The 23,676-nt window shown below is 72.3% G+C and carries 19 protein-coding genes and 2 riboswitches; of the genes, 7 read left to right on the forward strand and 12 right to left on the reverse strand.

What is annotated here, in order from left to right; all coding sequences use genetic code 11:
- Positions 1-74: 74 nt before the first annotated feature.
- From ACK99Q_RS02430 to ACK99Q_RS02440, 3 genes are read right to left on the reverse strand one after another with little or no spacing between them, the layout of a single operon-like run.
- Positions 75-1,145, reverse strand: a complete 1,071-nt coding sequence (locus tag ACK99Q_RS02430) for an ABC transporter permease (RefSeq protein WP_410184650.1) — start codon at positions 1,143-1,145, stop codon at positions 75-77.
- Positions 1,142-2,152 (reverse strand): ABC transporter permease, encoded by a 1,011-nt coding sequence (locus ACK99Q_RS02435; RefSeq protein WP_410184651.1) that lies wholly within the window; start codon positions 2,150-2,152, stop codon positions 1,142-1,144. The genes ACK99Q_RS02430 and ACK99Q_RS02435 overlap by 4 nt, the downstream gene beginning before the upstream one ends.
- The gene (locus ACK99Q_RS02440) at positions 2,149-3,669 is read right to left on the reverse strand and encodes a sugar ABC transporter ATP-binding protein (protein WP_410184652.1); all 1,521 of its coding nucleotides are present in this window, start codon (positions 3,667-3,669) and stop codon (positions 2,149-2,151) included. The genes ACK99Q_RS02435 and ACK99Q_RS02440 overlap by 4 nt, the downstream gene beginning before the upstream one ends.
- Positions 3,670-3,762: 93 nt before the next feature.
- Between ACK99Q_RS02440 and ACK99Q_RS02445 the strand changes: the two genes are divergently transcribed.
- Positions 3,763-4,929 (forward strand): ROK family protein, encoded by a 1,167-nt coding sequence (locus ACK99Q_RS02445; RefSeq protein WP_410184653.1) that lies wholly within the window; start codon positions 3,763-3,765, stop codon positions 4,927-4,929.
- Between the two features lie 88 nt (positions 4,930-5,017).
- On the opposite strand, the gene ACK99Q_RS02450 is transcribed toward ACK99Q_RS02445, so the two are convergent.
- The 7 genes from ACK99Q_RS02450 to ACK99Q_RS02480 all read right to left on the reverse strand — a co-directional run bounded on the left by ACK99Q_RS02450 (position 5,018) and on the right by ACK99Q_RS02480 (position 12,917).
- Positions 5,018-5,656 carry a hypothetical protein gene (locus ACK99Q_RS02450; protein WP_410184654.1) on the reverse strand — a complete coding sequence of 213 codons (639 nt, stop codon included), beginning with the start codon at positions 5,654-5,656 and terminating at the stop codon, positions 5,018-5,020.
- Entirely contained in the window at positions 5,653-6,465 is an 813-nt protein-coding gene (locus tag ACK99Q_RS02455; protein WP_410184655.1) for an ECF transporter S component, read from the reverse strand. The genes ACK99Q_RS02450 and ACK99Q_RS02455 overlap by 4 nt, the downstream gene beginning before the upstream one ends.
- Entirely contained in the window at positions 6,462-8,063 is a 1,602-nt protein-coding gene (locus ACK99Q_RS02460) for an ABC transporter ATP-binding protein (RefSeq protein WP_410184656.1), read from the reverse strand. Before ACK99Q_RS02460 ends, ACK99Q_RS02455 begins: the two co-directional genes overlap by 4 nt.
- Positions 8,060-9,205, reverse strand: coding sequence for an energy-coupling factor transporter transmembrane component T (locus tag ACK99Q_RS02465; RefSeq protein ID WP_410184657.1), 1,146 nt, complete (start codon positions 9,203-9,205; stop codon positions 8,060-8,062). Before ACK99Q_RS02465 ends, ACK99Q_RS02460 begins: the two co-directional genes overlap by 4 nt.
- Positions 9,206-9,278: 73 nt before the next feature.
- Positions 9,279-9,415: riboswitch (cobalamin riboswitch) on the reverse strand.
- A 7-nt stretch (positions 9,416-9,422) separates the two neighbouring features.
- Entirely contained in the window at positions 9,423-10,280 is an 858-nt protein-coding gene (locus ACK99Q_RS02470) for a hypothetical protein (protein ID WP_410184658.1), read from the reverse strand.
- Entirely contained in the window at positions 10,277-11,809 is a 1,533-nt protein-coding gene (locus tag ACK99Q_RS02475) for a hypothetical protein (RefSeq protein WP_410184659.1), read from the reverse strand. The genes ACK99Q_RS02470 and ACK99Q_RS02475 overlap by 4 nt, the downstream gene beginning before the upstream one ends.
- 94 nt (positions 11,810-11,903) lie before the next feature.
- A riboswitch (cobalamin riboswitch) is annotated at positions 11,904-11,980 on the reverse strand.
- A gap of 163 nt (positions 11,981-12,143) precedes the next feature.
- On the reverse strand, positions 12,144-12,917 hold the full coding sequence (locus ACK99Q_RS02480) for an endo alpha-1,4 polygalactosaminidase (protein WP_410184660.1): 774 nt from the start codon (positions 12,915-12,917) through the stop codon (positions 12,144-12,146).
- A 60-nt stretch (positions 12,918-12,977) separates the two neighbouring features.
- Here ACK99Q_RS02480 and ACK99Q_RS02485 point away from each other — a divergent pair, with 60 nt between their 5' ends.
- Positions 12,978-14,870: an acyl-CoA dehydrogenase gene (locus tag ACK99Q_RS02485; protein ID WP_410184661.1), complete on the forward strand. Its 1,893-nt coding sequence runs from the start codon at positions 12,978-12,980 to the stop codon at positions 14,868-14,870.
- Between the two features lie 142 nt (positions 14,871-15,012).
- Positions 15,013-15,774, forward strand: coding sequence for a hypothetical protein (locus ACK99Q_RS02490; RefSeq protein ID WP_410184662.1), 762 nt, complete (start codon positions 15,013-15,015; stop codon positions 15,772-15,774).
- A 67-nt stretch (positions 15,775-15,841) separates the two neighbouring features.
- On the opposite strand, the gene ACK99Q_RS02495 is transcribed toward ACK99Q_RS02490, so the two are convergent.
- Positions 15,842-16,330: a MarR family winged helix-turn-helix transcriptional regulator gene (locus ACK99Q_RS02495; protein ID WP_410184663.1), complete on the reverse strand. Its 489-nt coding sequence runs from the start codon at positions 16,328-16,330 to the stop codon at positions 15,842-15,844.
- Between the two features lie 113 nt (positions 16,331-16,443).
- Here ACK99Q_RS02495 and ACK99Q_RS02500 point away from each other — a divergent pair, with 113 nt between their 5' ends.
- Genes ACK99Q_RS02500 through ACK99Q_RS02515 form a run of 4 tightly spaced genes read left to right on the forward strand, consistent with a single transcriptional unit; the run spans position 16,444 to position 20,319 of the window.
- Complete coding sequence (locus ACK99Q_RS02500) at positions 16,444-17,460, forward strand: iron-siderophore ABC transporter substrate-binding protein (protein ID WP_410184664.1); 1,017 nt, start codon at positions 16,444-16,446, stop codon at positions 17,458-17,460.
- A complete protein-coding gene (locus ACK99Q_RS02505; RefSeq protein ID WP_410184665.1) occupies positions 17,457-18,491 on the forward strand; it encodes a FecCD family ABC transporter permease in 1,035 nt (344 codons plus the stop codon). The genes ACK99Q_RS02500 and ACK99Q_RS02505 overlap by 4 nt, the downstream gene beginning before the upstream one ends.
- Positions 18,488-19,525 carry a FecCD family ABC transporter permease gene (locus tag ACK99Q_RS02510; protein WP_410184666.1) on the forward strand — a complete coding sequence of 346 codons (1,038 nt, stop codon included), beginning with the start codon at positions 18,488-18,490 and terminating at the stop codon, positions 19,523-19,525. The genes ACK99Q_RS02505 and ACK99Q_RS02510 overlap by 4 nt, the downstream gene beginning before the upstream one ends.
- Positions 19,522-20,319: an ABC transporter ATP-binding protein gene (locus tag ACK99Q_RS02515; protein ID WP_395486856.1), complete on the forward strand. Its 798-nt coding sequence runs from the start codon at positions 19,522-19,524 to the stop codon at positions 20,317-20,319. The genes ACK99Q_RS02510 and ACK99Q_RS02515 overlap by 4 nt, the downstream gene beginning before the upstream one ends.
- Before the next feature lie 108 nt (positions 20,320-20,427).
- Here ACK99Q_RS02515 and ACK99Q_RS02520 read toward each other — a convergent pair whose 3' ends face one another.
- Positions 20,428-23,655 (reverse strand): M14 family metallopeptidase, encoded by a 3,228-nt coding sequence (locus ACK99Q_RS02520; protein WP_410184667.1) that lies wholly within the window; start codon positions 23,653-23,655, stop codon positions 20,428-20,430.
- Between the last annotated feature and the right edge of the window lie 21 nt (positions 23,656-23,676).

Here is a 23,676-nt window from a genome sequence, read left to right on the forward strand (position 1 = left end):
GTCGTCCGTGCTACAGGCAGCGAGTACCAGGACGGCCGCGGCCGACACGAGTACCCCTCTCATCGATGCTCGCATCAGTTCTCTCCTGTCGTATCGCCCGTCGCGGGCTGGGGTGGGGTGGGTGGAGAAGTCACGGAGGGTCGCCGGCGGACCGCGCCCTGCCACGCGCGGCCGGCCAGGGCGACCGCCGCGATGATGATGAGTCCCTGCACGGTGTCGCGCCACGTGGACTCGATGCCGAGGCTGGTCAGCAGCACGAAGAGCAGCTCGAGGGCGAAGGCGCCCGCGGCCGCCGAGAGCACCCAGCCGCGGCCGCCGCCGAGGACGACGCCGCCGAGGACGACCGCGGTGATCGCGGCGAACTCGTAGCCCGAGCCGACCGACGGGTGGACGCCGGCGTAGCCGACCAGCAGGATGCCCGCGACGGTGGCGGACAGCGACGAGATCATGAACGCGCGCGTCTTGGTCCACCACAGCGGCGTGCCCGAGTAGCGCGCGGCGTCGGGGTTGTCGCCGGCGGCGATGAGGGTGCGGCCGAAGGGCCGGCGCATGAGCCACACCGCGAACGCGGCCGCGGCGATGAGCACGAGCAGCGGGTACGGGATCGTCCCGACGAGCGGCACGTCCTGGATGCCGCCGCGGCCGATCTCGCGGAAGCGGTCGGACGGGTTGCCGGTGGCGGCGCCGCCGGTGACGTAGCGGACGAGTCCGGTCAGCGACAGCATCATGCCGAGCGTCACGATGAAGCTCGGCACCCGCAGCAGCGTCGTGGCCAGGCCGTTGACGAGCCCGATCAGCGCGCCGACGGCGAACATCAGGAAGAGGCCGGGGACGATGTTCGCCTCGTCCTGGCCGATGACGTTGCCCGCGAGCACCACCTGGGCCGCGATGACCGCGCCCATCGACAGGTCGAACTCCCCGCTGACGATGACGAAGTACTGCCCCATCGCGGCGATGGCGATCGGCGCCGTGCGTCCGGCGAACCGGATCAGCGTGTTGCCGTCGGCGAAGCTCGGGTTCGACACGAAGATCGCGAGGAGCAGGGCGATCACGAGCAGGAAGACGCCGCCGCCGGGGGTGGCCAGGGCCGCGAGGGACCGGCGTCCGAAGCTGGTCTCGTGGACGGGCAGCACGCGCGTGGTCATCGGGCCACCTCCGTGGTCGGGGCGGGAGCGGCGGACCCGAAGCGCTCGGGCCTCCGGTCGATCTCTCGGCGCGCGTAGACGGCCACCGCGACGACGATGACGATGCCGCGCACGACGTCCTTGAGGAACGGGTTGAGCTCCATGACGCCCATGACGTTGTCGAGGACGGCGAAGATGCCGACGCCGGCGATCGTGCCGACGATGCTGCCCTTGCCGCCCGCGAGCAGCGTGCCGCCGAGGACGACGGCCGCGATCGACATGAGGTCGTAGCCGCCCTGCGAGCCGACCGTCGGCTGGCCGACGCCGAGGCGGGCGAGCAGCAGCAGGCCGGCGAGCGCCGCGGTCACCGAGCAGATGACGTGCGCCGCGATGATCGGCACCTGGGTCCGCACGCCCGACATGCGCGCCACGTCGGCGTTGCCGCCCACGGCGTAGAGGTGGTGCCCCAGTCGGGTGCGGCGCAGCATCAGGACGGCCAGGCCCGCGCACGCGAGCATGATGAGCGTGGCCACCGGCACCGGTCCGATGCGGGTCGCGTCGAGCAGCCGGAAGGCGTACGGCGCCGAGCCGTGGCTGCCCTGGTAGTTCGAGCCGAGGTAGCCCGAGACGACGAGGCCCGTGCCGAGCGTCGCGATGAAGCCGTGCACGTTCAGCAGGCTGACGATGAGGCCGTTCACGAGGCCGAACACGACCGCGACGGCCAGCGCCGCGACCACGCCCAGCACGATGTTCGAGGTCTGGCCGGCCATGATCCCGCCCGCCATCACGCTGGAGAGGCTGACCACGAACGGCACCGACAGGTCGAGCGAGCCCGCCAGGATCACGAGGGTCTGGCCGATCGCGATCAGGCCCAGGATCGTCATCGTCGTCAGGACGTTGTCGATGTTGCCGACGCTGAAGAAGTTGCGTCCCTCGATCGCGGTGATGATCGAGCCGACGACCACCGAGATCAGCAGGACGATCCACACGATCATCGTGGAGTCGAGTGCAGCGAGCCGAGCCCTCATGAGGCCACCTCCTCGTCGAGGCCGGCGGCGAGCGACAGGATCGACTCCTCGTCGGAGCCTCCGGGCCGCTCCCCCGCCAGCCGGCCGTCGCGCATCACCAGCACGCGGTCGGACATGCCGATCACCTCGGGCAGCTCGCTGGAGACCATGAGCACCGCGACGCCGCGGGCGGCGAGGCTGCGCATGACCTCGTAGATCGCGTGCTTCGCGCCGACGTCGATGCCGCGGGTGGGCTCGTCGAGCAGCACGACGCGCGGGTCGGTGGCGAGCCAGCGCGCCAGCACGACCTTCTGCTGGTTGCCTCCGGAGAGCAGCTGGGCCTCCTGGCTGAGCGAGCGCGCCGAGACCGAGAGCGAGCCGAAGAGGTCGGGGACGTCGCGGCGGACCGCGTCGGTACGGCGGGGGAAGACGGCGCGGACGACGCCCAGCGCGTTGTCGAGCAGCGACTGGTGCAGCGCCAGGCCGGTGGCCTTGCGGTCCTCGGTCACCAGCGCCAGGCCCGAGCGGATCGCGCGGCGCGGCGAGCCGATCGGCGTGACGGTGCCGTCGATCGCGACCTCGCCGCGGGTGAGCGGCTCGATGCCGAAGATCGCCTCGAGCAGCTCGGTGCGACCCGAGCCCTGGAGTCCGGCGATGCCGACGATCTCGCCGCCGCGCAGGGTCAGGTCGATGCCGTCGACGTAGCCGTTGCCGGCGCCGCGCAGCTCCAGCCGCGGCTCGCCGACGGTGGTGCCGGGGACCGGATCGGGGAAGAACGAGTCCATGGGGCGGCCCACCATGAGGCGCACGAGGGTCGCCTCGTCGAGCTCGGCGGCGGGGCGCGTGTCGACCTGGCGGCCGTCCTTGAGGACCGTGACGTTGTCGCACAGGTCGAGGACCTCGCGCAGGCGGTGCGAGACGTAGACGATGGCGACGCCGCGCGAGGTCAGCTCGCGCACGATGCGGTAGAGCAGCTCGACCTCGTGGTCGGCCAGCGCGGCCGTGGGCTCGTCCATCTGGATCACGCGGGCGTCGAAGCTGACGGCCTTCGCGATCTCGACGATCTGCTGCTCGGCGACCGAGAGGGAGCGGACCCGGCGCGACGGGCGCAGGCCCTCGATGCCCAGGCCCCGGAGCAGCTCCCCGGCCTGGCGCTCCATCCCGCGGGTGTCCACGAGTCCGCGACGGCGCGGCTCGCGGCCGAGGTAGATGTTCTCGGCGATCGTCCGCTCGGGCAGCAGGTTGAACTCCTGGAAGACGGTGGCGAGCCCGGCGCGCTGCGCCTGGACGGGATGGGTGAACGCGACGGGCTCGCCACCCAGCTCGACCGACCCCGAGTCCGCGGGATGCACGCCCGCGAGGATCTTCATGAGGGTCGACTTGCCGGCGCCGTTCTCACCCACGAGTCCGTGGACCTCGCCGGGGACCAGGTCGAGGTCCACGCCGTGCAGCACCGGGTTGCCGACGAAGGACTTCGTCACGGCGCGAACGCGCAGCACCGGCGGGGTCCCCCGCTCGTTCAGGACAGCGTCGTTCACAACTGCACTGTGACACAGATCTCCACTTCTGTCGAGAAGTCGGCAGAAGTTGTGCGCTGGACGTTCAAAAGACGGAGTGGTTGAATCACCACCGTGAAGACCAGCGACGTGTTCGCCCTGCTCCAGCGCGAGGGTCGGCCCATGACCCGCGCGGAGCTGGCGGAGTCGACGGGCCTGGCCCGCTCCACCGTCGCGTCCCGCGTGGACCTGCTGCTGCGCCTCGGGCTCATCACCCCCTACGGCGGTCGGAGCTCCACCGGCGGTCGTCCCCCGTCACTGCTCGCGGTCAACACCGCCGCGCGCGTGGTCGCCGCGATCGACCTCGGCGCCCGTCACGCCCGTGCCGCGATCGTCGACCTGTCCGGCACCGTGCTGGCCCAGGAGCGCCAGGACCTCGACATCGCCGACGGCCCCGTGCCCGTGCTGACCTGGGTCACCGCCACGATCGAGCGGCTGCTGCTGGAGACCGAGCGTCCGCTGAGCGACCTCGCCGGCATCGGCATCGGCCTGCCGGGACCCGTCGAGCACTCCACGGGGCGCGCGATCAACCCGCCGATCATGCCCGGCTGGGACCGCTTCGACGTTCCGCAGTTCGTCCGCGGCTCGTTCGAGGTGCCCGTGCTGATCGACAACGACGTGAACATCATGGCGCTGGGCGAGCAGGACACCCAGTTCCCCGAGATCGACGACCTCATCCTCATCAAGGTGTCCACCGGCATCGGCGCGGGCATCATCGCCGGCGGCGAGCTCCAGCGCGGGGGGCAGGGCACCGCGGGCGACATCGGGCACATCCGGGTGTCGCGCGGCAGCGACGTGGTGTGCCGCTGCGGCAACGTCGGCTGCCTCGAGGCGCTCGCGGCCGGTCCGGCGATCGCGCGCGAGCTCGGACGGCCGGGGGTCACCGAGGCGACCGACGTGGTCGAGCTCGTCCGCGCCGGCGACCTCGAGGCCATCCAGGCCGTCCGCCAGGCGGGCCGCGACATCGGCGACGTCCTCGCGATGATCGTGAACTTCATCAACCCGTCGGTCGTGGTGATCGGCGGTGCGCTGGCCGAGGCGGGCGAGCACCTGATCGCCGGCATCCGCGAGGAGGTCTATCGCCGGTCGCTGCCGCTGGCCACCGAGCACCTGAGGATCGTGCCGTCGGTCAGCGGCGAGCAGTCCGGCGTCCTCGGCGCCGCGGCGATGGCGATCGGCCACGCCCTTTCCCCCGAGGCGATCGAGCAGGCCAGCGCCGAGCTGCTGGCCGCCGCCGACTGAGTCCCCCGCATCACCGAGATTTGCTCCAATTTCGACGTTTCAACCTGCCTGAAAGGTAGAAATCGGAGCACATCTCGGGACGGGCGGGTCAGCCGCGGCGCCGGCGGCCGACGACGAAGGCGGCGACGGCGACGAGCAGCGCGGCGGCGATGGCGATCGGCAGGGCGACGGCCGCGAGCGGGGTGTCGTCGACCTCGGAGTCCGCGGCGTGGTCGTGGTCGGCGACCTCGGCGGCGGCGCGCGTGTCGGCGCTCGCCGGGGCGTCGACCTCGACGGTCTCGCCGTCGGCCATCAGGTGGTACTTCAGCGCGATGAAGTCGCCCTCGGCGACCTCGTACTCCTGCAGGCCCACCGAGGCGTAGCCCCAGTCCTGGTCCTCCTTCGCCACGAGGAACGCCCAGTAGCCGGGGCCGTTGAGCGCGTTGCCGCACTTCTCCTGCTCGGGCGTCGGCTGGCCCTCGATGCGGCACACCATCGGCATCGCGGCGGTGGTCTCCTCGGTCTCGACGCCCACGGCATCGAGCACCTCGAGGCCGGTGTCGCCGGCGGCGTCCTTCGCGCAGAGCACGCGGTCCTCGCCGTCGAGCGTGCCGAACTCCAGCACCACCGGGACGTCCGAGGCCGCGTCGCAGGACCCGTGGTCCTCGGCCGACGCCGCCGTCGGCAGCGCGATCACGCCGGTCGACAGCAGGGTGGCCGCGGCGAGGCGGGCGAGCAGGCTCTTCATGTGGACTCCTTGGAGAGGTAGCGGGCACGCCGGGCGGCGCGCCGCAGCGTGGCCAGGACGGCGGGGCCCAGGAACACGACCAGCAGCGCGTTCGTGATCGCGCGGCCGAGGTCCCAGCCCCAGAACGAGGTGAGCAGGGTGAAGACGAGGAAGCGCTGGAGATTCTCCAGCACGGGGTCGCCGGGCACCATCGCGAGGGAGTCCTCGGCGCCGGGGATCGCGATGCCCAGGGTGAACGGCCACGAGGACAGGTTCATCAGCAGCCCGTACGCGAACGCCGCGACCACCGTGTAGGCGGCCAGCACCGCGATCTCGGAGCGGCCCGACACTCGTCGCGGCAGCAGGCCCGCGCCCATGCCGACCCAGGCGGCGCAGAGCATCTGGAACGGCAGCCACGGACCCACGCCGGAGGTCAGCAGCGCCGACGCGAACAGGCTCGTGCAGCCCAGGACGAAGCCGAAGCCCGGCCCGAACACGCGCCCGCCGAGGATCAGCAGGAAGAAGATCGGCTCGACGCCGGCGACGCCCGCGCCCAGCGGCCGGACCGCCGCGTTGATCGCGCTGAGGACGCCCAGCATCGCGAGCGCCTTCGAGTCGAGACCGCCCTCGGAGAGCTCGGCGACGACGACGAGCACGACCACGGGCATCAGCGCCATGAAGATGAACGGCTGGTCGACGCGCGTCTGACCCTCGGCCGGCGTGAAGATCAACGGCCACAGCAGCATGATCAGGCCCGCGACGCTGGCGGCCGCCAGCACGAGGGCCGACCGCGGCGTGATCGGGACGGCGGTGTGCCGCGGCGAGGTCACCGAACCACCTCCGACGGCAGCGCGGCGGCGACCTCGTCCACGGTGAGCCAGTCGCGGCCGAGCACCTTGGAGACCTGCGGGGCGAACGCGGGCGACTCGGCCAGCACCGACCGGACCGGGCCCCGGGAGACGACCTCGCCCTCGGCCATCACCACCACGGTGTCGGCGACCGAGGCGACGAACTCGACGTCGTGGCTCGAGACGATCACACCCCGTCCCTCGGCGGCGAGGTCGTGCAGGATCGCCGCCAGCGCGGCCTTGCCGGGGTAGTCCAGGCCGCGCGTGGGCTCGTCGAGCGCGACCACCGCGGGCTGCGCGGTGAGCACGATGGCCAGCACGAGCGCGAGCTTCTGACCCTCGGACAGGTCGCGCGGGTGGCGGTCGCCGGGGATGCCCGGGGCGAGACGCTCGAGCAGCGCGCGGCACGTGCCCGTCGCAACGCCGGACTGGTCGTCGGCGGCGGCGCACTCGCGGTCGACGGTCTCGAGGTAGAGCAGGTCGGCGGCGGTCTGCGGCACGAGGCCGACGAGCATGCGCGCCTCGGACGCCCGCACGGCGCCGGGATCGACGCCGTCGACGTCGACCACGCCGTCCACGCGGTCGCCCGTGCCCTGGACGGCCCACAGCAGGGAGCTCTTGCCCGAGCCGTTGCGGCCCATCAGCGCGACGACCTCGCCGTGGCCGACCTGTAGGTCGACGTCGTCGACCGCGGTGAAGCGGCCGTACTGCACGGTGATCCCGCGCGCCCGCAGCGCCGGCGGGCGCTCGAACGGCACGTGCACGGGCGGCGGCCCGAGGCGCGCGGCGAGTGGCTTGACCCGGCGCCGGGCCTCGCGCACCGAGAGCGGCAGCGGCTGCCAGTCGGCGAGCCGGCCGAGGTGGACCAGCGGCGGCGCGACGGGCGCGTCGACCAGCAGGTCGGCGGTCTCGCCGATCCGGACGCGACCGTCCTCGACCACGGCCAGGCGGTCGGCGAACGGGACGACCCGCTCCATGCGGTGCTCGGCGACGACGACGGTGAGCGCGAGGTCGTCGACGAGGCGCGCGATCGTGGCGAGCACGTCCTCGGCCGCGGTGGGGTCGAGGGCCGAGGTCGGCTCGTCGAGCACGAGGACCCGCGGGTGCATCGTCAGCACCGAGCCGATCGCGACGCGCTGCTGCTGGCCTCCGGACAGCGAGCGCACCGAGCGGCGGCGCAGGTCGGCGATGCCGAGCAGGTCGAGCGTCTCCTCCACGCGTCGGCGCATCGTCTGCGGATCGAGCCCGAGGTGCTCCATCCCGTAGGCCAGCTCCTCCTCGACCACGTCGGCGACGAAGCCCGAGACCGGGTCCTGGGCGACGTAGCCGACCAGGTGCGCCAGCTCGCGCGGCGGCCGCCCGAGGATCGAGGCGCCGTCGACGTGGATGTCGCCGGCGAGGGTGCCGCCGGTGAAGTGCGGCACCAGCCCGTTGAGCATGCCGAGCAGCGTGGACTTCCCCGAGCCGGTGCGGCCCGAGACGAGGACGAGCTCGCCCTCCTCGACCTCGAGGGTGACGTCGCGCAGGGTGGGCCGCGTGGCGCCCTCGTACCAGAACGAGACGTCGTGGAAGCCGATCACGCGTCGTCACCTCCGACGTGGTCGTGGGCGGAGGGGGCCTGCGGCGCGACGAAGACGGGCAGGATCCCGATCGCCACGACGGCCAGCGACAGGACGCTCACGGGCGGCCAACCCGGCACGCTCGGGTAGATCACGGCGATCTGCTCGGTGGACAGCAGCTTGAGTCCGACCGCCACGGCGAGGCCCGAGCCCGCGGTGAGGTACTCCGCCACGTGCCACCGCTGCGGGCGGTAGCGGGTGCGCTGCACGCGGCGGCCGGCCGACCGCAGCGCCAGCACGGCGAACACGAGGCCGAGCGCGAGCATCGGGTACGACAGGATCCGCGGCGCGGTGCCGTCGAGGTAGCCGTACGTGCCGACGCTCAGCCCGAACAGGCCCACGAGCATGAGCACGCCGGTGGCGAACCGGTCGCGCTGCGAGGCGGTGCCGCTGCGGCCGTAGCCGCGCGCGTCCATGCCCGCGGCGAGCGTCATCGACCGGTCGAGGGCGTCCTCCAGCACGGGGATGACGATGCGGTGCATCGCGCCGGTGCCGCGGCTGGCGTCGCCGCGCAGCTTGCGGGCGCGGTTGACCCGGCGCACGCTCTCGGCCAGCTGGGGGAAGACCGAGACCGCGACGACCAGCGCGGCGCCGACCTCGTAGAGGGCCGGCGGGGCCGAGGCGAGCAGACGCTTCGGGTTGGCCAGGGAGTTCGCGGCGCCGACGCAGATCACGAGCGTGGCCAGCCGCATGCCGTCGTACAGGCCGACGAGGACCTCGTTGACCGTGACGTCGCCGAGCAGCTGGATGCCGCGAGCCACCTCGGGCAGGGGGATCTCGGGCAGCGCGAACAGGACGGGATCGCCCGGGGCCGAGCCGCCGCCGAGCAGGATCCGGAAGACGACGCGCATGACCACGATGACGACGCCGAAGTACAGGTAGTACCGGAACGACAGGGCCCACGGCGCGTCACCACGGCACGCCGCCACGACGAGCGCCGCGATCGCGACCGTGACCAGCAGCAGGAACGGATTGAGGGTGAACGAGGCACCGGCCGCGAGCCCCAGCGCCCACAGCCACCAGGCGCCGGGATGCAGCTCGCGCCGGGCGCGTCCGGTGGCGGCCGGCGGGCGGGTGGGGGCGGGGTCGACGACGGCGGTCATCCGGTCCCCTCCCCACGGGTGGGGGCGAGGTCCACGAGGGGCGGTTCGCCCACCCGTCGCTGCTCGACAACATCTGGTGGCGGCGTCCCGGCGCGGGTTCCCGGCTCGCACCACCCGGACGGGCGGGGCTGACGGTTGCGGCACAGCACCGGAATCGCACCGGTTTCCCCTGCGCCGGACGTTGGTCCAACGTCAGGAGTCTACTCGCACCGAGCCCTCAGCCCGCCCGGCGGCGGTACCAGACGACTCCTCCCGCGGCCCCCAGCACGACGACCACGGCGGCCGCTGTCGCCAGGGCGGCGCCCGAGGTCGATCCCGACCCCTCGGCGGCCGTCGGCTGCACCGCGGGCGCGCCCGCGACGTCGTCGTCCGTCCCGGCCGAGGCCGAGGGAGCCGACGCGCTCGGGGTGGCGGTGGAGGCGCTCGTCGACGGCGTCGGCGTCGAGGCGGACGGGGTCGCGCCGGCCGACGCGCTCGCCGTGGCCGAGGGAGCCGAGGAGGCCGGGCCCCCGGCTCGCGTCGAAGGCGTCGACCGCTTCGGAGTCGACGCCTTCGACCCCTGCTCCTTCGAGCCCGGCTTCGGGCTGGCGGACGTGGGGCGCGAGGTCGCGCGGGTGGGCTCGGGCGCCGCCACCGGGGGCTTGACCGAGGGCCACGTCCGCGACGAGGAGTCCTGGAACACGAACGCGACCGACCCGCCCTGCGGCACCTTGAGCGCGCTGACGCCCAGGCTCGAGTAGGTCCAGCTGCCGCTCGTCCCGTCCGACCAGAACAGGCCCCAGTAGGCGTCCACGGGGGACGCCTCGAGGCACGGGTCCGAGGCGGGCGCGCCGTCGACCCGGCACACGAAGCCGGGGGCGCGCGACGCGAAGGTCAGCTGGTGCCCCGCGTCGGCGAAGTTGCTCGCCGCGCGTCCACCGCCGTCGGCGTCGCAGCCGACGCTCGACCCGACGACGACCGTGACGCCCTTGCCGCCGGTGCACGCGGCGGCGTGCGCGGGGGCGCTGAGCGCCGCCGGCCCGGCGGCGACCCCGAGGAGGGTCGCCGCCAGGAGGCGATGGACGAGTCGGCTCACTTCACGACCCGGAACACCCGCACGCCGTTGCGCTCGGCGTAGGCGCCGCGGACGATCACCTTCGCGGTGCCGACCTTCTTGCCGACCTTGAGGCGGTACGTGTAGCTGCCGGACTTCGACGCGACGCCGCGCTTGACGAGCTTGCCGCGGTAGTAGACGCGCACCGGCTCCCCGGCGACGAGGCCGCGGACGACGACCTTCTGCACCTTGGCGCGGCGCACCTTCGACTTCGAGGACACGCGCAGCTTCTTGGCGGCCAGGACCTGCACCGAGGAGGTGGCGACGGCGCGACCCGTGGCGTCGCCGATGACGACCGCGCGCTTCGCGGTGCCCTTCGGGGCGCGCAGCGCGAACGTGGCGCGACCCCCGGCGGGCACGACGGCGCGGTCGGAGCTGCCGCCCGAGACGCGGGCCGTGCTGCCCCAGCCGGCGGCCAGGCCGCTGGCGGTGACCTTCAGGGTGCTGCCCGAGCGGACGTACTTCGGCACCGACACGGCGGCCTTCGGAGCGGAGAGCAGCGCGAGGGCCGGCGCGGCCTGCGCCGAGGCGCGGATCCACTGGTCGATCGCGAACTCGTCGATGCCGTCCTCACGGCCGGCGGCCAGCGCGGCTCCGTCGTAGGCGACCGCGCCGCGCTCGGACGCGAGCTTGCCGCCCGTGGCCTCGGTGACCTGGTGGCGCGCGACGTACGCCGCGGCCTTCGCGGCCTCGGTGGTGCGGCCCGCACGGGCGAGCGCGGTCGCGGCGAGGCCCGTGGAGTTCGTGTTCGCGACGCCGTTGCCGACGAAGGAGCCGTCGGCGGCCTGCGCCGCGACGATCGCGGCGACGGTGCGGTCGACGACTGCGGCGTCGACCGTGATGCCGGCGGCGCGCGCCTCGAGGAGGGTGTGCAGCGCCGCCGTCGTGGTGTCGATCTCGGGCACCTCGGGGCACGGCGCGGTCAGCACCTGGCGGAAGGTGCCGTTCTCGCACTGCTGCGCGGCCACGTAGCCGACCGACGTGGCGGCCTCGTCGCTGTCGCCCGCGATCAGGCCACGAGTGGCGAAGGTCTGGCCGAACAGGCCGTAGGTGTCGGCGGACTCGCCGGTCGCGTCGTTCGTCGCGGCCTCGATGTCGGCCACCAGGTCACGGCCGCCGACCGAGGTCACGTCGCCGCCGGCGGCGTCGACCGCGAGCGCGAGCTTGCCCGCCGAGCCGGGGTAGAACGTCGTGACGCCCTCCCACGTGGACTCGACGTACTCGTCCACGCGCGACGTCACGGCGGCGAGGACCTGCTGCTGAGCGGCCGGCTGGACGTCGAGCGCGCGCAGCGCGGCCAGCACGTCGAGGGTCAGCCCGAAGTCGTCGTAGTCCCACTGGTCGTTGTGGACGACGCCACCGGTCAGCTGGGCGGCGAGCCACGTGCCGGCCGCCGAAGTGGAGGGCGTGGGGGCCGCCGAGGCGGTGGGGGCGACGGCGACGGCGGTGGACAGCGCGACCGCGCCGCCTGCGAGCACCGCGAGGGCGCGTCGACGCAGGGGTGTTCTCATCGGGGGGTCCTTCCCGCTGCATCGGACGGGAAGGGGCCTGACTTCGGCTCCGCCCGCTGCGTTCCTCGACAGCGTGTGGTCGGTTCCGACAGGCAGGTGCTCCGGCTCGCCGACCCGTCTCGGGCGGTCTCACGGTTGCGGGTCAGCGCCGGATTCGCACCGGCTTCCCCTGGCACTGCGGAAGGTGTGTGGTTGTGGGGAGCAGGCTAACAGGCTCCGGCCCCCTCCTTTTCCGCGTCCCGCGGACGAGATGTGTAGCCATGTCCACCGTTTTCCGGCCGATCGGCCCGCGAAAGGGTGGAGACCGCTACACATCTCGCGCGGCGGAGCCGTGTCAGCAGGTGCGGTAGCGGTGGCCGGGGGTGCCGCGGGGGACGACGTCGCGGTCGCGCAGCAGCACCGAGATCCGCGAGCCGCGGGCCTTGCAGGCGCGCAGGAAGGCCCGGCGGCCGTTGTCGGTGTACTCGACCTCGATCACGCGGCGACCGTAGAGCCGCGTGTAGCGGCCGCACTCGCGGTAGACCTCGCACTCCTCGGCGATCGCGAAGTCGAAGCCGAGCCGCCGCCCGTTCAGCTGCGGCGTGTTCTTCTGCGCGATCGCGAGCCCTTCGGCGTGCGCGGCGAGCACCAGCCGCTTCGCGAACGCCCTGGCCTGTGAGCCCTTCAGCAGCCCCTTCGACCGGGTCCACGAGTCGAGGTTGTCGGGCTCGACGGCGCGGAAGCCCCGGTCGGCGCAGTCGGCGAACCAGCGCCGCACGACCTTCGCCGCGACCGTGCGCTTGCGGGTCGAGCGCAGGTCCAGCAGCACCTCGTCGGGCCAGCCCGGGTCCCGCACGACGCGGCCCTTCCGGTCGCGCAGCAGCAGGCCGGGGTGGTGCTGCTTCCACCAGCGCAGCGAGCCCGGCTGGGTCTGGAACGCGTTGACGTAGCAGACCGAGTAGACGCCGGGGGCCGGCTGCTCCGTGCGGTCGCGCACCACGATCTCGACCTTCGCGGCCGGACGGTAGGCGCCACCGAGCTGGTAGTCGGCCACGCCGCCCGCCGGCGGTGGCGTGACGGGCGTGATCGCGGCGACCAGCGCCAGCAGCAGCGAGGACAGGAACCCCATGCCTCAGGAGTACCAGTTCTTCGCCGTGTCGTCGTGGGCGACCGCCACTAGCCTGTGCGCATGAGTCTCGGTGAGGAACTTCGACGGTCCATCGACGGCAAGTGGCGCCACGTGCGCGAGCAGAGCCGGATCGAGCTCGCGAGGCTCGACCTGGCCTACGACCACTCGCTCACGCTCGACGAGGCGCGCGAGCGCGTGCTCGACCAGATGAAGCAGCTCGTGCCCACCGGCATCCCCGCGGCGGGCTTCCGCACCGAGAACGGCGGAACGGGCGATCCCGGCATGGCCGTCACGGGCATCGAGATGCTCGCGCAGTTCGACCTCTCGCTCATGGTGAAGGCCGGCGTGCAGTGGGGCCTGTTCGGCGGCGCGATCGAGAACCTCGGCACCGAGCGCCACCACGAGAAGTACATCCCGGCGCTCATCAACCTCGACCTCCTCGGCTGCTTCGCGATGACCGAGACGGGTCACGGCAGCGACGTGCAGAGCCTCGAGACCACCGCGACGTACGACCCGGCGACGCAGGAGTTCGTGGTCCACTCCCCCACGCCGTCGGCGCGCAAGGACTACATCGGCGGCGCCGCGAAGCACGCGCGCGTGGCCGCCGTCTTCGCCCGGCTGGTCACGCTCGGCGAGGACCACGGCGTGCACTGCTTCGTCGTGCCGATCCGCGACGACGCCGGCGAGGACCTGCCCGGCGTCACCACGAGCGACTGCGGCCACAAGGGCGGCCTGGGCGGCGTCGACAACGGCCGCATCATGTTCGACCAGGTGCGGATCCCCCGCGAGAACCTGCTCAACCGCTACGGCAACGTGGACGAGGGCGGCACGTACTCCTCCCCCATCGACAGCCTCAACGCGCGCTTCTTCACGATGATCGGCACGCTCATCCGCGGCCGCGTCAGCGTGGGCGGCTCGGCCCGCGCCGCGGCGGAGGTCGCCCTCAGCATCGCCACCCGCTACGCGCTGCAGCGCCGCCAGTTCGAGGGCGTGCCCGGCGAGGAGACGGTGCTGCTGGACTACCGGATGCACCAGCGCCGCCTGCTGCCGCTGCTCGCCGAGGCCTATGCCTTCCGCTTCGCGCACAACCAGCTCGTGGCTCGCATGCACCGCCTCCAGACCGAGGCCGATCCCGACGCGCACGCCCAGCGCGAGCTCGAGGGCCGCGCGGCCGGCCTCAAGGCCGCGCTCACCTCGTTCGCCACCCGCGCGATCCAGGAGTGCCGCGAGGCCTGCGGCGGCGCCGGCTACCTGTCCGAGAACCGCCTCACCACTCTCAAGGCCGACAGCGACGTGTTCACCACGTTTGAGGGCGACAACGTGGTGCTGCTCCAGCTGGTCGCGAAGGAGCTGCTGACCTCCTACGCCAAGGAGGTCACGGGCCTCGACCCGGTGGGCATGGTGCGGTTCGCCGCCGGCACGGTCGCCGAGACGGTCAAGGAGCGCACGGCCGCGGCCCAGCTCATCCAGCGGCTCATCGACGCGCGCTCGCGCGACGACGACCACAACCTGCTCGACCGCGGCACCCAGCTCGACCTGTTCGAGGACCGCGAGCAGCACGTCATCGAGACCGCCGCGCGCCGCCTGCGCCGTGCCGGCAACGACAAGGGCGCCGCCTTCGAGGCGTTCAACGCCGCGCAGGACCACGTCGTCAAGATCGGCCAGGTCCACATCGACCGCGTCGTGCTCGAGGCGTTCACCGCCGGGATCGCCCGCTGCGAGGACGAGGAGGCGGCCGACGTGCTGCGCGACCTGTGCTCGCTCTACGCCCTCACCGTGATCGAGCGGGACAAGGCGTGGTTCATGGAGCACAACCGCATCAGCGACACCCGCGCGAAGGCCGTCACCACCGAGATCAACGCCCTGCTGGAGCGGCTGCGGCCGCACGCTCTCGCGCTCGTGGAGGGCCTCGGCGTGCCCGAGGAGACCCTCGGCGCGGCGATGCTCGACTGATGTGACGGGTGTGACTGGTGTGACTTCTTGACCCGTTCCCGGATGAACACGGGGCGTCCAGTTGCCGGTTCAGCGGGAGCATCCGCGCGGGCCATGGCAGACTGAGCCTGCCAATTCACACATTTTCGTCTCGGGGAGAAAAATGAACCGAACCTTCACGAAGGTCGCGCTGGCCGCTGCGACCGCCATGACGCTGTCGCTGGCAGCGCCGATCTCGGCCCACGCCGACGAGTCGGCCACCGCCAAGCGCGGCAGCGTCTCCACCGCCGTCGACGCGCCTCGCGCGGCCTCCGCCGCCACCGGCTCGGTGCGCTTCACGACCTCGGCGGTCCTGGGCAGCAGCAAGCAGACCTACGCGCGCACCCGCGCCGGCGTCTCGGTCCCCGGCTCCATCAGCTGGTCCGTCCGCGCCGACATCTACGTCAACGGCGTCGTCCGCGTGCGCGACGAGCTCGTCGGCTCGAACACCTCGCCCAACCTGAGCGCCTGGTGGCCCCGCGCCTCCGGCTACGGCAAGGCCCAGATGCGCAACGTCCGCGTCACGTCGTACGACGCGAACTACAACTCCACCGTCACGCGCCTGCCCGACAGCAACGTCATCGCGGTCCGTCGCAGCACGGGCTACCTGCCCTCCGCGACCATCGCGAAGCGCGGCTCGAAGCTGACGCTGAAGGCCAAGAACTGGCGCGTCTACCAGCCCAACGGCAGCACCGTCCGCGTTCCCAAGATCACGGTCAAGCGCTACTACAAGGGCAAGTGGCGCAACGTGAAGCACGTCAAGCTGAACCGCAACGGTCACGGCAAGGTCAGCTGGAAGTCGAAGAAGAAGTACAAGTACCGCGTGTACCTGAAGACGACCTCCACGGTCCAGGGCACGTTCTACTACTGGCCGCGCAAGATCTGAGGCAGCCACATCACGCCGGACGCCGGTCCACCCTCGGGTGGGCCGGCGTTCGCCGTTCCCGGAGGACTCAGCTCCAGTCGTCGCGGCGCAGCGGGGTGAGCAGCTCGTGGATCGTGCGCTGGTCGTCAGCACTGACGCCGCCGACGCCGAAGTCGAGGGCGGTGAGCGCCTCGGTGGCCGCGTCGAGCACCTTGATCCCCGCGGGGGTCAGGGAGGCCAGCACGCGCCGCCGGTCGGCGGGGTCGATGTTGCGGTCGACGAGGCCGTCGGCGACGAGCCGGTCGATGACGTTGGTGACGGACGTCGGGTGCACCATGAGCCGCTCGCCGATCTTCGACAGCGGCAGCGAGCCCGAGGAGCTGAACGACAGCAGCCGCAGCACCTCGTAGCGCGCGAACGTGATCCCGAACGGCTTGAGGGCGCCGTCGAGCCGGGCCAGCACGATCTGGTGGACCCGCATGATCGACGTCGCGAGCCGCATCGAGGTGGCGTCCCCGATGCGCTCCTCCCACAGCTCCCCGGCGCGCTCGAGCGGGTCGAAGTCCAGTCCTGGCATGGACCCACCGTAGCCACCCGGGGCGCCCCGTGTTCGCAGGGCGGATGCCGGTGGCGTCCCGGGTGGGCGTACGGTTAGGCTTGGCTTACCTACACGTCACGAAAGGCACTCCCTTGCGTCTCGCACCCCTGCTCGCTGCTGCGGCACTCGCACTGAGCCTCGCCGCCTGCGGCTCCTCCGACGACGATTCGAACGACGCCTCGGGTGCGTCGGGCGAGGGCTTCCCCGTCAGCGTCAAGCACACGTTCGGCACGACCGAGATCGAGTCCGAGCCGCAGCGCGTCGTCGCCGTCGCCTGGTCGAACCAGGACACGGCGCTCGCCCTGGGCGTCGTCCCGGTCGCGATGCCCAAGGTCACCTACGGCGACGACGACACCGACGGCCTGCACCCGTGGGTCAAGGACAAGATCGACGAGCTCGGCGGCGAGACGCCGGCCCTCTTCGACGAGACCGACGGCATCGACGCCGCCGCCGTCGCGAAGGCCGAGCCCGACCTCATCCTCGCGGTCCACTCGGGCCTGACGAAGGAGGAGTACGAGACCCTCAGCAAGATCGCGCCCACCGTCGCCTACCCCGACAAGGCGTGGGGCACGCCGTGGCGTGACGCGATCGAGCTCACGGGCCAGGCCCTGGGCAAGACCGACGAGGCCGATCAGCTGATCGGCGACCTCGAGCAGCAGATCTCCGACGCCGTCGCGAAGCGCCCCGAGATCCAGGGCAAGAGCGCCGTCATGAGCTGGATCGACCCGAGCGACCTGAGCAAGGTCGGCTACTACACCGCATTCGACACCCGCGCCACGTTCCTGAACGACCTGGGCCTCGAGACGCCCGAGTTCGTCGAGAAGGCCTCCGCCGACACCGACCAGTTCTTCCTCGAGATCAGCGCCGAGAAGGCCGACGAGCTGTCCGGCGCCGACATCTTCGTGGGCTACGGCGACGACGCCGCCCTGAAGAAGGTCCAGGCCGACCCGCTGCTCGGCAAGGTCCCGGCCTTCGAGCGCGGCAGCGCCGCCCTGCTCGAGGACAACACGCCGCTCGCCGCGGCCGTGTCGCCCTCGGCCCTGTCGATCCCGTGGATGCTGGACGACTACGTCACCCTGCTCGCCGACGCCGCTGCGAAGGTGAAGTGACGACGACGACCGACTCCGCCGTGGGGGGTGCCGCGCAGACGCGGCGCCCCCCGTGGTGGTTCCTGGTCAGCCTCGTGGCCCTCGTGGCCGCAGTGCTCCTCTCCGTCGCGTTCGGCGCCCGCGTCGTCAGCCTCGGCGAGGTCTGGGACGCGCTCACCTCGGGCGGCGGAGACGACGTCACGTCGGCCGCCATCCGGTCGCGCGTGCCGCGCACGATCCTGGCCGTGCTCGTCGGCGCCGCCCTGGCGATCGCCGGCGCGGTGCTGCAGGCGGTCACGCGCAACCCGCTGGCCGACCCGTTCATCCTGGGCATCAACTCCGGCGCCTCGCTGCTCGTGGTCGTCGGCATCGCCTTCGCCGGCGCGGCCACGATGCCCGAGTACATCGCCTTCGCCCTGGCGGGCGCGGCCCTCGCGGCCGTGTTCGTCTACGTCGTCGGCTCGCTCGGACCCGGCGGTCCCACCCCGCTGAAGCTGGCGCTCGCCGGCGCCATCAGCACCGCGGCTTTCACGTCGCTGTCCAGCGCCATCCTGCTGCCGCGGATCGACGTCATGCGCGTGTTCCGGTACTGGCAGGTCGGCAGCGTCGGCCGCGCCGAGAACTCCGACACGCTGCTCGTGCTGCCGATCCTCGTGGTCGGCGCCGCGATCTGCTTCCTGTCGGCGCGGTCCCTCAACATCCTCGCCCTCGGCGACGAGGCCGCCGCCGGCCTCGGCGTATCCGTGGTGCGCACCCGCCTGCTGGCCGCCGCCGGCGCGATCGTCCTGTGCGGCGCCGCCACGGCGCTCGCCGGCCCGATCGGCTTCGTCGGCCTCATCGTGCCGCACCTGTGCCGTCTCGTCGTCGGCGCCGACCACCGCTGGCTGCTGCCGATCTGCGCCACCGTGGGCGCCACCCTGCTGACCGTCGCCGACGTCGTCGGCCGCGTGCTCGGCCGCCCCGGCGAGATCGACGTCGGCGTCATCACCGCCCTCATCGGCGGCCCCGTGTTCCTGTGGGTCGTCCTGCGTCGCACCGGAGGTGCGTCATGACCGTCCTCACCGCACCCGAGCGGGTGCACGCCGCGCGCACTCGCGGCGCCCGCCGCGCCACCTCCGCCGTGGTCGCGCTGGCCGTCATCCTGGTCGTCCTGTTCGTCGTGTCCCTCGCCGCAGGCGACCCCGTCTACTCGCTCGGCGACGTGTGGCGCGTGCTGATCGGCGAGCAGGTCCCGGGCGCGTCGTTCATCGTCGGTGAGCTGCGCCTGCCGCGGGCGGTGCTGGCGATCACCGTCGGGGCATCCTTCGGCCTCGCGGGCATCACGTTCCAGACGATGCTGCGCAATCCCCTGGCCAGCCCCGACATCATCGGCATCACCAACGGCGCCAACGCGGCCGCCCTGTTCGGCATCGTCGTGCTGGGCGCCGGCACCCTGGCCGTCTCGCTGGGCGCCGTCGTCGCGGGCATCGCCACGGCCGCGCTCATCTACGGCCTCGCCGCCAGCGGGAAGGCCGTGGGCACCCGGCTGATCCTCGTCGGCATCGGCATCGCGGCGATGCTGCACAGCGTCACGTCGTACCTGCTGGTCTACGCCAACGAGCTCGACCTGCAGCGCGCCATGCGCTGGCTGAACGGCAGCCTCAACCTGGCCTCGTGGGACACCGTCCTGATCGCGGCCGTCCCGTTCGTGCTGCTCACACCGATTCTGCTGCTGCTCGGTCCGCGCCTGTCGCTGCTGCGCCTCGGCGAGGACCTCGCGGCCGGGCTCGGCGTGCCGGTGGAGGCCACCCGGCGGATGCTCGTGCTGGTGGCCGTGGCGCTGGCCTCGTTCGCCACCGCCGCCACCGGACCGATCCTGTTCGTGGCCTTCATGTCCGGGCCGATCGCCACGCGCCTGGTCGGCCACCGCGGCTCGCTCATGGTGCCGTCGGCGCTCGTCGGCGCCACCCTCGTGCTGGCGGCCGACCTCATCGGGCAGTACGCGTTCGACACGCGCTACCCCGTCGGCGTCATCACCGGCGCGCTCGGCGCCCCGTTCCTGATCTACCTGCTCATCCGCACCCAGCGCACGGGAGGCTCCCTGTGACCACCAGCCTGACCACCGAGTCCCTGACCCTCGCGTACGGCGACCGGCCGATCGTCTCCGACCTGAGCCTGTCGCTGCCCGCCGGGAGGATCACGACGATCGTCGGCGCGAACGCGTGCGGCAAGTCCACGCTGCTGCGCGGCATGGCGCGCCTGCTGCCCGCGCAGTCCGGTCGCGTGCTGCTGGACGGCAGCGACATCCACTCGATGCCCACCAAGCAGGTGGCGCGCCGCCTCGGCCTGCTGCCGCAGTCGCCCATCGCGCCCGAGGGCATCACCGTGGCCGACCTCGTGGCGCAGGGCCGTCACCCGCACCGTCGCTCGTTCGCGCGTTGGACGCCGGCCGAGGACGCGATCGTCGCCGACGCGCTCGAGGCCACGGGCGTGCTCGAGCTGGCCGACCGCGTGGTCGACGAGCTCTCGGGCGGCCAGCGCCAGCGCGTGTGGATCGCCCTGGCGCTCGCGCAACAGACCGAGGTGCTGCTGCTCGACGAGCCCACGACCTTCCTCGACGTGTGCCACCAGGTGGAGGTCCTCGACCTGCTCACCGACCTCAACCGCTCGCGCGGCACGACGATCGCGATGGTGCTGCACGACCTCAACCTCGCCGCGCGCTACGCCGACCACCTCGTCGCCGTGGACCGCGGGCTGATCCACGCGCAGGGCACCGCCGAGGAGGTCCTGACGCAGGAGACGGTCAAGATCGTCTTCGGCCTCGACGCCCGCGTCGTGGAGGACCCCACCAGCGGCCGGCCGATGATCCTGCCGCTCGGCCGCCACCACGTGCGCGCCTGAGCGGAAAGCGCAGTTTCCCCGGTTAAGCGGGGAAACCGTCACTTCGCGAGGTTTGCGAACCTCGCGAAGTGACAGGAAACCCACTTAACCGGGGAAACTGTCAGCCGGTCAGCGGACGCGCACCGTGGTCGCCCGGTAGACCGGGGCGAACAGGGACGAGCCGTTGTAGCGGACCGCCACGGCGCGCTTGCCCTTGGCGGACTTCAGCGTGACCGTGGCCTTGCCGTTCTTCAGCTTGACCGTCTTGGTCGACGAGCCGACCTTGACCCGGACGGTGCCCGTGGGCGTGCCCGCCGAGGACTTCACCGTGACCGTGACCTGGACGCGACCCTTGCCGAGCGCCTTGGCCTTGATCCCGGCCCGGGTCGCCGCCTTGGCGACCTTGACCGTGGCCACCGCCGAGGTGGAGGCCGCGAAGCCCGAGTCCGTCGCGGGGACGAAGCGGGCGGTCAGGCGACGGACGCCGGGCTTGAGGCCCGAGATCCGCAGCGTGGCGCTGCCACCGGACACAGCGCGGGTGGCCAGGACCTGGGAGCCCTCGCGCACCTCGACCGTGCCGCTCGGCTTCGTCGCACCCGGCGCCGTGACCGACACCGAGGCGTTGATCGCCTTGCCGTAGGTCGCCGTCGCCGGGACCTTCAGGGTCGTGGTCGTCGCCACGTCGGGAGCGGGCGCCGGGACGCCCTCACCCTCGGGCGCGGCCCAGAACAGCGCGCGAGCCGCCTGGCTCTGGCCGCCCTTGGTGTGCGTGCGGTACACCGGCGAGGTGCCGAAGACGAACGCCTTGGCACCCGACGGCAGCGCGGCCGACACCGCCGCCGGCTGGCCGCCGGCGTTGAGCGGACCGTTGTTCGCGTTCGTCGCGCGCCAGTGGCCCGACAGCAGCGGGTTGCCCTCGGCGTAGCGCTGCTCGACCTTCACCGACTCCGGCAGCCCCGTGAACCACGTGGCCGGGTACACGAACGCGTACTTCTGCGCGTACGGCGCGAGCACGCCGTCGCCGGCCGTGTCGATCGTGACGATGCCGTTGCCGGAGTTGTTGCCGGCCACGGCGGTGCCGCTCTCGAAGATGCCGAACGTCCGCGCCGTGTTGAAGGCACCGGCCGCGCGGCCGACGATGCTGCCGCCGGCGTTCACGAACGCCTGCACGGCGTCGCGACCGGCGGTCTGCGAGTCGTTGAACGTCAGCGCCGAGCCGAGCCACAGCACGTCGACGCCGTCGAGCAGCGCCGGGTTGGCGGTGATCGTCGCGGCCGTGAGGACCTGGAGGTCGTCGAAGCCGAGCTGCGTCAGCGAGAGCAGGTCGTCCTGGTTGCCGGTGTAGCCGACCTTCAGGTCCTTCAGCCCACGCGTGGCCTCGTCGGACAGCTGCGCGATCTCGGCCGCCGTCGCCTTGTCGACGTCGACGTCGAACTCCTGCGCGGCGTCCTCGAGCGCGTCCTGCGCATCGGCCGCGGCGACGATCGCCGAGCCGTCGGCCAGGACCGAGACCGGGATCTCGTCCTCCAGCAGCGCGTTGAGCGTGCGGAAGTCGTTGACGCCCGCGAGCTCGAACGTGAGGTACTTCCCGCTGGCGACCTTGCCGTCGGCGTTGCCGGTGGTGACCTTGGTGCTGGCGGGCAGGGTGCCCTGTCCGGTGGTGCCGACGGAGTCGACGTCCACGCCCCACAGGTGGCCCCAGCTCCAGGCGGACACGTCGTACATGCTCAGGATCCCGGGCTTGTTCGAGATGTCCGAGCCGGGGGCCAGCAGCGCGTGCGCCAGGTTGCGGTTCGGCTGCGACATGTCGACGACGTACGAGCCGGCCGGGTACGAGGTCCCGTCCAGCGTCGCGGCGGCGTCGAGGCGACGGACGGCGATGTTGTGCTTGATCAGGCTCGCGACCAGGGTGCGGGCGTCGGACAGCGAGCGCTGGCCCTCGCCCACGGGGATGACGAACGCCCGCGGGTACTGCACGGTCGTCTGGTCGTCCGAGTCGTTCCACAGCGGCTTCCACTGGTCCGGACCGGGCACGTCGGCGATGTTCGCCTGGGTGAGCGCGACGCGCTCGGCGCCGACGTTGGCCCGGCGGAAGAACTCCATCTGGTCGGCCAGCATCGCGTCGTCGTTGGACTTCACGTAGTCGACGATGCTCTTCATCGTCTGCTCCGCGACGGCCACGTTGATCGTCGCGCTCGCCGGGGTCTGCGAGCTGCCGTTGGGGCGCGTCTTCGGGAGCTCGACCGTGTTGCTGACCGAGCCGGTGAAGGCCGCGTACTGCGCCGTGAAGATCGGCGGGAAGTCGTCCCAGCCGGTCGGTGTGTCGCGGTACGGGATCTTGATGTGATCGGTGTCGTCGCTGGTGTTCTCCGGGACGACCTGGCCGGTCACCACGTTGTAGTACGTGTTGCCGGGGATCTCCGCGTCGACGACGTCGCGCTCGACCTTCAGCGCCGCGGCGTACGCGTGCGGGATGAACAGGTCGTACTCGTAGTCGTCACCGTGCGGCGGGCCGCAGGGCTCGATCTGCAGGACGCTCGTGTAGCCGTGGAAGTCGGCCGCGTAGAGCGCCTGCACGGCGTGGGCCGTGCGCACGAACGACGCCGACTCGGGCGTCGTGTTGGTGATCATGTCGCGGTTGGCGTCGAGGTTGAGCGCGGTGGGCCGCTGGCCGATCGTGCGGCCGTCGGGGTTGAGCACCACGCTGAAGTAGAGGCGGTGTCCGCGCAGCAGCGCCTTGACGTCGTTCCACGGGGCGGTGGCGAGCTCCTCGATGTAGTCCAGCGACGCGTCGGTGCCCTCCCACTCGTTGCCGTGGATGTTCGAGCTGATCCAGATCGGGGTCTTGTAGCCCGACTTGAGCGCCGTGTCCGTGGCCGCGGCCTCGGGGTTCGTGCGGATCTTCTTGCGCCACGCGGTCTGCTGCGCGGTCTGGTCCTCGTCCTCCGGAGCCGTCACCGTGACGAGGTAGAGCTGGCGGCCCTGCGTGGACTCGCCGACGATCTGGGTCGAGATGCGGTCGGACGCCCGCATGAGCGACTGCAGCCGCGGCGCGATGTCGTCGTACCCGATGAGGTTGCCGGTGTCGGCCGCGTCCGGGGTGGAGTCCGGGTACACCTTCAGCTTCGGCTGGAACGGGTAGGACGAGGGCATCGGCAGCGCGCCCTCGGGGTCGTCGTCCTCGGCCGCGGCGCGCGCGGCCTTCGCCGTGAGCGAGCCCGCATTCGGGGACTCGGGAGCGGAGCGGACGGTGATGCCGGGCGGTGCCGGATCGGCGGCCGACGCCGGGGGTGAGCCCAGCAGAGTGGCCAGGAGCGTGACGCTCGCGGCCGTGGCGAGCATTCGTGTGGTGCGCACGGACAGACTTCCCTTCGGACA

This window comes from Aeromicrobium sp. MLTX1 (assembly GCF_046452335.1).
GTDB lineage: Bacteria > Actinomycetota > Actinomycetes > Propionibacteriales > Nocardioidaceae > Aeromicrobium.

Excerpts from the sequence above, each read along its gene's own strand:
- ACK99Q_RS02430 (WP_410184650.1), bottom strand. The coding sequence starts at position 1,145 with ATGACCACGCGCGTGCTGCCCGTCCACGAGACCAGCTTCGGACGCCGG.
- ACK99Q_RS02450 (WP_410184654.1), bottom strand. The coding sequence starts at position 5,656 with ATGAAGAGCCTGCTCGCCCGCCTCGCCGCGGCCACCCTGCTGTCGACC.
- ACK99Q_RS02480 (WP_410184660.1), bottom strand. The coding sequence starts at position 12,917 with ATGGGGTTCCTGTCCTCGCTGCTGCTGGCGCTGGTCGCCGCGATCACG.
- ACK99Q_RS02475 (WP_410184659.1), bottom strand. The coding sequence starts at position 11,809 with ATGAGAACACCCCTGCGTCGACGCGCCCTCGCGGTGCTCGCAGGCGGC.
- ACK99Q_RS02465 (WP_410184657.1), bottom strand. The coding sequence starts at position 9,205 with ATGACCGCCGTCGTCGACCCCGCCCCCACCCGCCCGCCGGCCGCCACC.
- ACK99Q_RS02495 (WP_410184663.1), bottom strand. The coding sequence starts at position 16,330 with ATGCCAGGACTGGACTTCGACCCGCTCGAGCGCGCCGGGGAGCTGTGG.
- ACK99Q_RS02435 (WP_410184651.1), bottom strand. The coding sequence starts at position 2,152 with ATGAGGGCTCGGCTCGCTGCACTCGACTCCACGATGATCGTGTGGATC.
- ACK99Q_RS02490 (WP_410184662.1), top strand. The coding sequence starts at position 15,013 with ATGAACCGAACCTTCACGAAGGTCGCGCTGGCCGCTGCGACCGCCATG.
- ACK99Q_RS02485 (WP_410184661.1), top strand. The coding sequence starts at position 12,978 with ATGAGTCTCGGTGAGGAACTTCGACGGTCCATCGACGGCAAGTGGCGC.
- ACK99Q_RS02510 (WP_410184666.1), top strand. The coding sequence starts at position 18,488 with ATGACCGTCCTCACCGCACCCGAGCGGGTGCACGCCGCGCGCACTCGC.